6 protein-coding genes are annotated in these 8,124 nt (G+C 47.4%); all 6 read left to right on the top strand.

Going from position 1 to position 8,124, the window contains the following annotated elements:
* Positions 1 to 126: 126 nt before the first annotated feature.
* Positions 127 to 1,503, top strand: a complete 1,377-nt coding sequence (locus ACMJ0U_RS07815; protein ID WP_417129382.1) for a DUF6377 domain-containing protein — start codon at positions 127 to 129, stop codon at positions 1,501 to 1,503.
* A 220-nt stretch (positions 1,504 to 1,723) separates the two neighbouring features.
* Positions 1,724 to 2,365 (top strand): HU family DNA-binding protein, encoded by a 642-nt coding sequence (locus ACMJ0U_RS07810; protein ID WP_417129380.1) that lies wholly within the window; start codon positions 1,724 to 1,726, stop codon positions 2,363 to 2,365.
* 67 nt (positions 2,366 to 2,432) lie between these two features.
* On the top strand, positions 2,433 to 3,272 hold the full coding sequence (locus ACMJ0U_RS07805; RefSeq protein WP_417129378.1) for a peptidylprolyl isomerase: 840 nt from the start codon (positions 2,433 to 2,435) through the stop codon (positions 3,270 to 3,272).
* A gap of 12 nt (positions 3,273 to 3,284) precedes the next feature.
* Positions 3,285 to 4,523 carry a M16 family metallopeptidase gene (locus tag ACMJ0U_RS07800; RefSeq protein WP_417129376.1) on the top strand — a complete coding sequence of 413 codons (1,239 nt, stop codon included), beginning with the start codon at positions 3,285 to 3,287 and terminating at the stop codon, positions 4,521 to 4,523.
* Entirely contained in the window at positions 4,520 to 5,845 is a 1,326-nt protein-coding gene (locus ACMJ0U_RS07795; RefSeq protein WP_417129374.1) for an MATE family efflux transporter, read from the top strand. The genes ACMJ0U_RS07800 and ACMJ0U_RS07795 overlap by 4 nt, the downstream gene beginning before the upstream one ends.
* Positions 5,846 to 5,848: 3 nt before the next feature.
* Positions 5,849 to 8,124, top strand: a 2,276-nt coding sequence (locus tag ACMJ0U_RS07790) for an ATP-binding protein (RefSeq protein ID WP_417129372.1), incomplete at its 3' end; no start/stop codon positions are given.

Genomic DNA, 8,124 nt, shown 5'->3' with positions numbered 1-8,124 from the left:
ACAGACAAGACTTCATTAAGGGATCTCTTCAGCAAAACTAAATTCAATGATGTCAAAGAACAAAGCGGTCTTGATGGACCAAATTTATTTAGTGATTATAATTTTTAACTCATCCTCTAATTTTTAGTGGACACTAGTGATCTACATTATCAAGCTGATTCTGCCTACCACTATATTCGTCGTAAGGAATACTACAATTCTCTCCAGCCTCAACCGGAGAGAGACATTGAAATTTCCATCAATCGGGCAGAAGTAAGAGGTGTCATGGGCATGTACAATGAGGCCTTAACAGAATTACAAACAATTCACCCTCACGAGCTGTCTTCCCCCAACTTAGAATATTATTATTTTACCATAAGAGCCTGCTATGGATGGATGGCAGATAATACAGTAGATCCACACGTAAAACAAACGTATCTGAAAAAGACGGAACTGTATCGTGACTCCCTGTTGAAAATACTTCCTCAGGGAAGCGACCGTAGTATTGTACTGGCAGAAAAAATGACATTAAACGGGCAAGCTGACCAAGCCATCCCCATCCTGAACAAAGTGCTTACTTCTCCTTTAGACATGCAGGAGAAAGCATACGCATACTATACCCTCTCATTGGCATACGAAGCCAAGAAAGACACAGACATGGAAATCTATTACCTTGCTCAGACAGCCCTCATTGACCTCAATGCATCGGTTCGCGAATACGCGGCCCTTCAAAAGCTTGCCCGGCTGGTGTACCAGCAAGGTGACCCGGAAAGAGCTTATAATTATGTAAGCTGCTCCATGAAAGACGCTGTAGCCTGCAATGCACGCTTGCGTTTTTTAGAGGTCACAGAATTCTATCCCATCATCGATAAAGCTTATTCCGACAAAAAGGCACAGGAAAAACGGTTAGGAAGAATCCTAACTCTTAGCATTACCGGACTGGCTGTATGCTTCATCCTACTGGCCTTTTACCTATATCATGGATTGAGAAAACTTTCTCTCATGCGAAAGAATCTCTCGAAAAGCAACAAAGAACTGGTAGCTCTCAACCAGCAGTTACAGCAGACAGGAAAGATCAAAGAAGTGTACATCGCCCGTTATCTGGACCGTTGTGTCAGCTACCTGGACAAACTGGAGCAATACAGACGCTCACTTGAGAAATTAGCGATGGCTTCGCGCATAGAGGATTTGTTTAAAGCTATCCGTTCGGCAGACTTTCTGCGTGAAGAACGTAAAAACTTTTATAATGAGTTTGATAAATCGTTTTTGGAACTATTCCCCAACTTCATCCATGATTTCAACAACCTGTTGAATGAAGATGGAAAAATTGAACCTAAGCCCGGAGAAATCTTAAACACTGAGTTACGTATTTTCGCCTTGATTCGCCTGGGTGTAACCGACGCCAACCGAATTGCTCATTTCTTGGGATACTCATTAGCTACGGTATATAACTATAGAAGTAAAATCCGTAACAAGGCTAAAGGTGATAAGGATAACTTTGAGCAGGAGGTGATGAGATTATAACAACATTATTTCTTCCGATTCCCCTACCAAATTCTTGCTTTTCCCCTTAAATATAATTACCTTCACCAAAGAGAATTCTCTGTTTCACACTGTGGAACACAAAAACCACAGTGTGGGATACATATTTCACACTGTGAAATACAAATCCCGCACTGTGAAACAGAGAATGCTTCAGTGTATTTAAAAGAATTGTTCTAACCCTTTAAATTTATTGATTCCAATGGCAGCTACTTACACCATGCAGGAAATGAAAGACCTGCACAACGAAAACGAGACCATCCTCTATCCGAGAATGATTATCAAGGGACAATGTTCTACTGAAGAGCTGATTGAAGACATTGCACATCACACCACCTACAATACCGGAGAGCTCCGGGGCATGATTATGGCCCTGAAGGATGCCATGGCCCGCGAAATGAGCCGGGGATATTCGGTCAAGCTCGATGAAATCGGCACATTTACTCCTTCGTTAGGAATAACGGAAGGGAAAGAGGCCGAACAGCCGGAAGGAGGAAACCGTCGCAATGCCAGAAGCATCAAAATACGCAACATCAACTTCCGTGCCGACAAAGAACTGATTCGCAAGACGGAAGGGCACTGCACGCTGGAGAGAGAAAGTGGTACCAGCAAGCTGAAAACTTCACGCCACTCCAGCGAAAAACGGCTGAAAATAGCCCAGGATTTTCTGACCACACACCCGTACATGACGGTGGCAGACTACATGGCCCTCACCGGCTTGAGCCATACAACCGCAGCCAGGGAACTTCAGAAGTGGGGAACAACACCTGAAACAGGCATACTCCCCAAGGGGCAACGCACACACAGAGTCTATGTAGCCGCCATAGCTAAAGAAAAAGACTGAGAGCAACATTTTATAAAGCAGCAGATAAAGAGTTTTTTTGTACCTTTGCAAAACCAACTTTCTTCACATGAAAAAATTATCTATTTTATTCACATTGATGGCCTGCTGCCTGATGGCATGCAGCGGCGGTCAGAAAAAGACAACCAATATGGAAACTGGAAACGAAACACTTGTACGTCTGGAAACGACCATGGGAAACATCACGGTCAAACTGTATAATGAAACTCCCAAGCATCGGGACAATTTTATCAAACTGGCTAAAGAAGGTACTTATGACAGTACACTCTTCCACCGCGTAATCAAGAATTTCATGATTCAGGCAGGCGACCCGCAGAGCAAGACTGCTACCGATACCACTACATTAGGTAACGGAGATGTAGGTTACACACTGCCAGCTGAGTTCAACCCGAAATTCTTCCACAAGAAAGGTGCGCTGGCTGCTGCCCGCTTGGGTGATGAAGTGAATCCGAACAAGGAGTCTTCCGGATGTCAGTTCTACATTGTGACCGGACGCAAATTCTCTGAAGCACAGATGATCAGCATGGAAAACCAGTTGAACGATGCGCGTTTGGAAACAGTGTTCAACGAACTGGCTCGCAAGCACATGAAAGAAATTTACAAGATGCGCAAAGCCGGCGATAACGACGGTCTGCTGGAATTGCAGGACAGCCTGGAAGCACAGGCACGTGGCATCGTAGCCAAGGAACCGGCCCTGAAGTTCAGCCGTGAACAGATTGCAGCTTATACTACCGTAGGAGGTGCACCTCATCTGGACGGAGCGTATACCGTATTTGGAGAGGTGACAGAAGGTATGGACGTCATCGACAAGATTCAGGCTGTAAAGACCAACCGTGCCGACCGTCCGGAAACAGACGTACGCATTTTGAAAGCAACCGTGATTGAATAATCTGATTTCCGCATGATTCAAGTAAACCGTTATACACTGGCTAACGGGCTGCGGATTGTACACAATGAGGACGACTCCACACAAATGGTCGCCCTCAACTTGTTGTACGACGTGGGAGCCCGCGATGAAGACCCGTCGCACACGGGATTTGCCCATCTGTTCGAGCACCTGATGTTCGGAGGCTCCCTTCATATCCCCGATTATGATACTCCCGTGCAGAATGCCGGAGGGGAAAACAATGCCTGGACCAACAACGACATCACCAATTATTACATCACTCTGCCGCACCAGAACGTAGAAACGGGATTCTGGCTGGAAAGCGACCGCATGCTCAGCTTGGATTTCAGTCCGAAAAGTCTGGAAGTACAGCGCCAGGTGGTGATTGAGGAGTTCAAGCAGCGCAACCTGAACCAGCCCTACGGGGATGCATCGCACCTGTTGCGCGAACTGGCATACGAATCGCATCCATACCGCTGGCCGACTATCGGAAAGGAAATTGCACACATCGCTCAGGCTACACTGGAGGAAGTGAAAGACTTTTTCTACCGTTTTTATGCACCGAACAATGCCATCCTGGCCGTGACGGGACATATCTCGTTCGAAGAAACCATCCGGCTGGCAGAGAAATGGTTCGGGCCGATTCCAGCACGGAACATTTCTCCCCGACAGCTTCCGGCTGAAAAACCCCAAACGGCTGTACGCCGCAAGACGGTGGAACGGAAGGTACCGGTGGATGCCATCTACATGGCTTTCCACATGTCCAACCGCATGCATCCGGATTATTACGTGTACGACATGATTACCGACATTCTGTCGAACGGTCGTTCTTCACGGTTCATCCAGTCACTAGTGCAGGAACAGAAACTGTTTACTTCCATCGATGCCTATATTTCAGGCAGTCTGGATGAAGGGTTGCTTCATATCACCGGTAAACCGGTAGAAGGTGTTTCTCTGGAACAGGCAGAAGAGGCCATCTGGAAGGAATTAGAGAAAATGAAGACCGTACCGGTGAGCGAACAGGAACTGGAGAAGGTAAAGAACCGCTACGAAAGCGAACAGATTTTCAACAACATCAACTACCTGAACGTGGCAACCAATCTGGCTTTCTTTGAACTGACGGGAAAAGCAGAAGACATCAACGAGGAGGTAGGAAAATACCGTGCCGTAACTGCCGAACAGATTCAGGCGACTTCGGCCCGTTGCTTCGTTCCCGAAAATTGCAGCATACTCTACTATAAGGCTATTTCATGAGACATTCAAATTACCGTGCACTCCTCTGGCTGGGCATTCCCATTGTCATCGGGCAGATTGGAGTCATCATCTTAGGCTTTGCCGACACATTGATGATTGGGCATCACAGTACGCATGAACTGGCGGCAGCCAGCTTTGTGAACAACATGTTCAATTTAGCGATTATTTTCAGTACGGGTTTCAGTTACGGACTAACCCCTATCGTGGGCAGCCTGTTCGGACAAAACCGTTGTGAAGAAGTCGGGCGTACCCTGAAAAACAGTCTGGCAGCCAATACGCTGCTGGCCGCAATCGTGTGTCTGGTCATGGCAGTACTTTATTGGAACATCGATAAATTAGGGCAGCCGGAAGAACTGCTTCCCACCATGCGACCGTATTACCTCGTGTTGCTGGCTTCGCTTCCTTTTGTACTGTGGTTCAACGGCTTCAAGCAATTTACCGACGGAATTACCGACACACGTATCTCCATGTGGATTCTGTTAGGGGGTAACGTGCTGAACATCATAGGAAACTACCTTCTGATTTACGGAAAGGCCGGATTTCCGGAGTTAGGATTGTTGGGAGCCGGAATTGCCACCCTGACTTCACGCATCCTGATGGTTATCACCTACCTGATTCTCTTTTTCGGAACCTCACGTTATGCCACCTTCCGAAAAGGATTTGCACAGGGCAGCCTCAACAAGTCCGATTTCGGCTTGCTGAACAAATTAGGATGGCCCATCGCCGGACAAATGGGAATGGAAACAGCCTCTTTCAGCCTCAGTGCCATCATGGTGGGCTGGCTGGGAAGTACGGCACTTGCCTCGTATCAAATCATGATGGCGGTGTCGCAGGTCTGTTTCATGATGTACTACGGCATGGGCTCGGCCGTATCGGTACGTATCAGCTATTTCTTCGGGCAGAACGACCTGGAAAATGTACGCCACACGGCCAAAAGCGGATTCCATATCATCCTGGCCATGATTGTCATCACAGGTATACCTATCTTCCTGCTCCGCCACTACATCGGCGGCTGGTTTACCAACGACGAAGCCGTCAGTCTGATGGTAGCACAACTGATTATTCCGTTCCTGCTGTATCAGTTTGGCGACGGATTGCAAATCAATTTTGCCAATGCGCTGCGAGGCATTGCCGACGTACGTCCCATGATGCTGTTCTCGTTCATTGCCTATTTCCTGATTTCCTTGCCTGCAGGCTATCTCTTCGGATTTGTCTGTGACTGGGGAGCCATCGGTATCTGGGCGGCTTTTCCTTTCGGACTTACCAGTGCCGGAATCATGTATTACCTGCGATTCAGATATAAAACAAAATCTATCCGCTAAACCATGTTCTCCACTTCTTTCAAAATCGTTATCGGCTACATATTGCTGGTGGGGCTTCTGATAGGAGCTTTCACCTATACCATGCAGCAAATGAACCTGCTGACTACTCCTACCAGCCTGAGAGACCAGCTCGAACACCGGCGCCACATCACCCACCGCATCATCAGCCAGCTGTATGACGCGGAAATCATCGGGCAGACACTCCGCACCGGAAAGCTGAACGAGTATTATCACTACTTGAAAGCAATGAAAGAAGTGAATGCTTCGATTGATACACTGGAAACAATTCTGACGGACACCCTGCAGCAAGCCCGTTTGGACACCGTAAGAACCTTGTTACAGAACAAGCAATGGAATATGTATGCGGTGCTGGAAGCCATGCGGAATACACCGACCGACCAGATTTATCAGGAACAGCTCGACAGCCTGATAGCTCAGCAGGATTCTTTGCTCAGTACGCCGCATATACGCAGAAAAGTCATTACGCACCATAACTCCTACACCATCCATCACAAAAAAAAAGGATTCTTCAAGAGACTGGCTGACGTATTCGCACCCGGGAAAGAAGATTCCACCCAGGTGAACAACGTGATTCAGGAAGAATACACGGATACACTGGATGAAGTGTACAGTCCGATAGATACCATCAGCAGCATGATTACAGGTATTCAGCACAAAGTATTCCAGACCCGTCAGAAGGAAACCGAGATGCTGAACACCCGCATCAGCAGCCTGCGCGTGATTGGGAGCGGACTGAGCCAGCGTGTCAACCAGCTGCTGGAGAACATTGAGCACGATGAACAGGAAGCTTCCCGCATCAAATTGATGCAGGAAGAAGAGATACGGAAAGAGGCCGCCGAAACCATGGCCAAAATCGCCATTGCCGCTTTTGTACTGGTATTGGTATTCTCCATTGTCATTGCACGCGACATTACCCGCAACAACCATTACCGACGGGAACTGGAAAAAGCAAAATCGTATGCCGAAAACCTGCTGATAGCCCGTGAAAAGTTGATGCTGACCATCACCCATGACATCAAAGCTCCCGCCGGCTCCATCATTGGCTACATTGACCTGCTTATCCGCCTGATAAACGACAAAAGGCAGCAATTTTATTTATCGAACATGAAAAGTTCGGCCCAGCACTTACTGGCACTTGTCACTTCTTTGCTGGATTACCACCGGCTGGAAGCGGGTAAAATGGATTTGCATCCGGTAGCCTTCAACCCTCATGAACTGCTGACAGACATTTACAATAGTTTCTTACCCTTAGCAGAAAAGAAGCAACTTCAATTAAATTTCAAAGAAGAACTTCCGGAGACTCTCACCCTGGAAGGTGACCCGTTCCGCATACGCCAGATTGTGGAAAACCTGTTATCGAATGCCCTGAAATTTACAGCCACAGGATGTATTACCCTACAGGCAGAATACCACGGCAATCAGTTCGTGTTCAGCGTATCCGATACAGGATGCGGCATGACAGCCAGTGAACAGGAACGCATATTCAAAGAGTTCACCCGCCTGAGCAGTGCACAAGGACAGGAAGGATTCGGGCTGGGACTATCCATCACCCGCAAGCTGGTAGAACTTCTGTTAGGAAGAATAGACATCGAAAGTACTCCTGGGAAAGGCAGCACGTTCAAGGTATCCATGCCTTTACCTTCCATTTCACCCAAGCCAGCTCTCGTTTCAAATGAAGCGGACATTACTCTTCCCAAAATTCATCTGCGAATTGCCATCATCGATGACGACCGGATACAAATGCATTTGACGGAAGCCATGCTGCATAATGCCGCAGAAGAAGTGAAAGGCTTCAAAGTAGAAACAGTCTGTTGCGAACAGCCGGAAGAACTTATCGAACAGCTCAAGAACCGTACGTTCGATTTAGTCTTTACGGACATTCAGATGCCTGCCATGAACGGCTTTGAACTGCTTCATCACCTTCGTAACCAGGATTTTGCCCAGGCCCAGTCCATTCCGGTCATTGCCATCACAGCCCGAGGGGATATGAATGAGAATGATTTTCAGCAGAAAGGATTTACCGGTATGTTACAGAAACCTTTCAACCAATCGGAACTGAAGAAGGTGGTAAAAAATGCACTGGTCCACCTCACCGTGTCGGACAATATTCCTGACACCTTGCCGCTTCAGAAGGAAACCCACGAAACTTCACCACACACAGACCAGCCTTATAACTTTTCTCCTCTGACGGCTTTCTCGGAGGATGATCCGGAAGCTGCCAAAGAGATTCTGCGCACCTTTGCACAGGAAACACAGAA

Origin of the sequence: Phocaeicola sp., from assembly GCF_048170425.1 — a bacterium.
GTDB lineage: Bacteria > Bacteroidota > Bacteroidia > Bacteroidales > Bacteroidaceae > Phocaeicola.
Note: the sequence above shows the minus strand (reverse complement) of the source record. Positions and strands in the feature narration are given on the sequence as shown.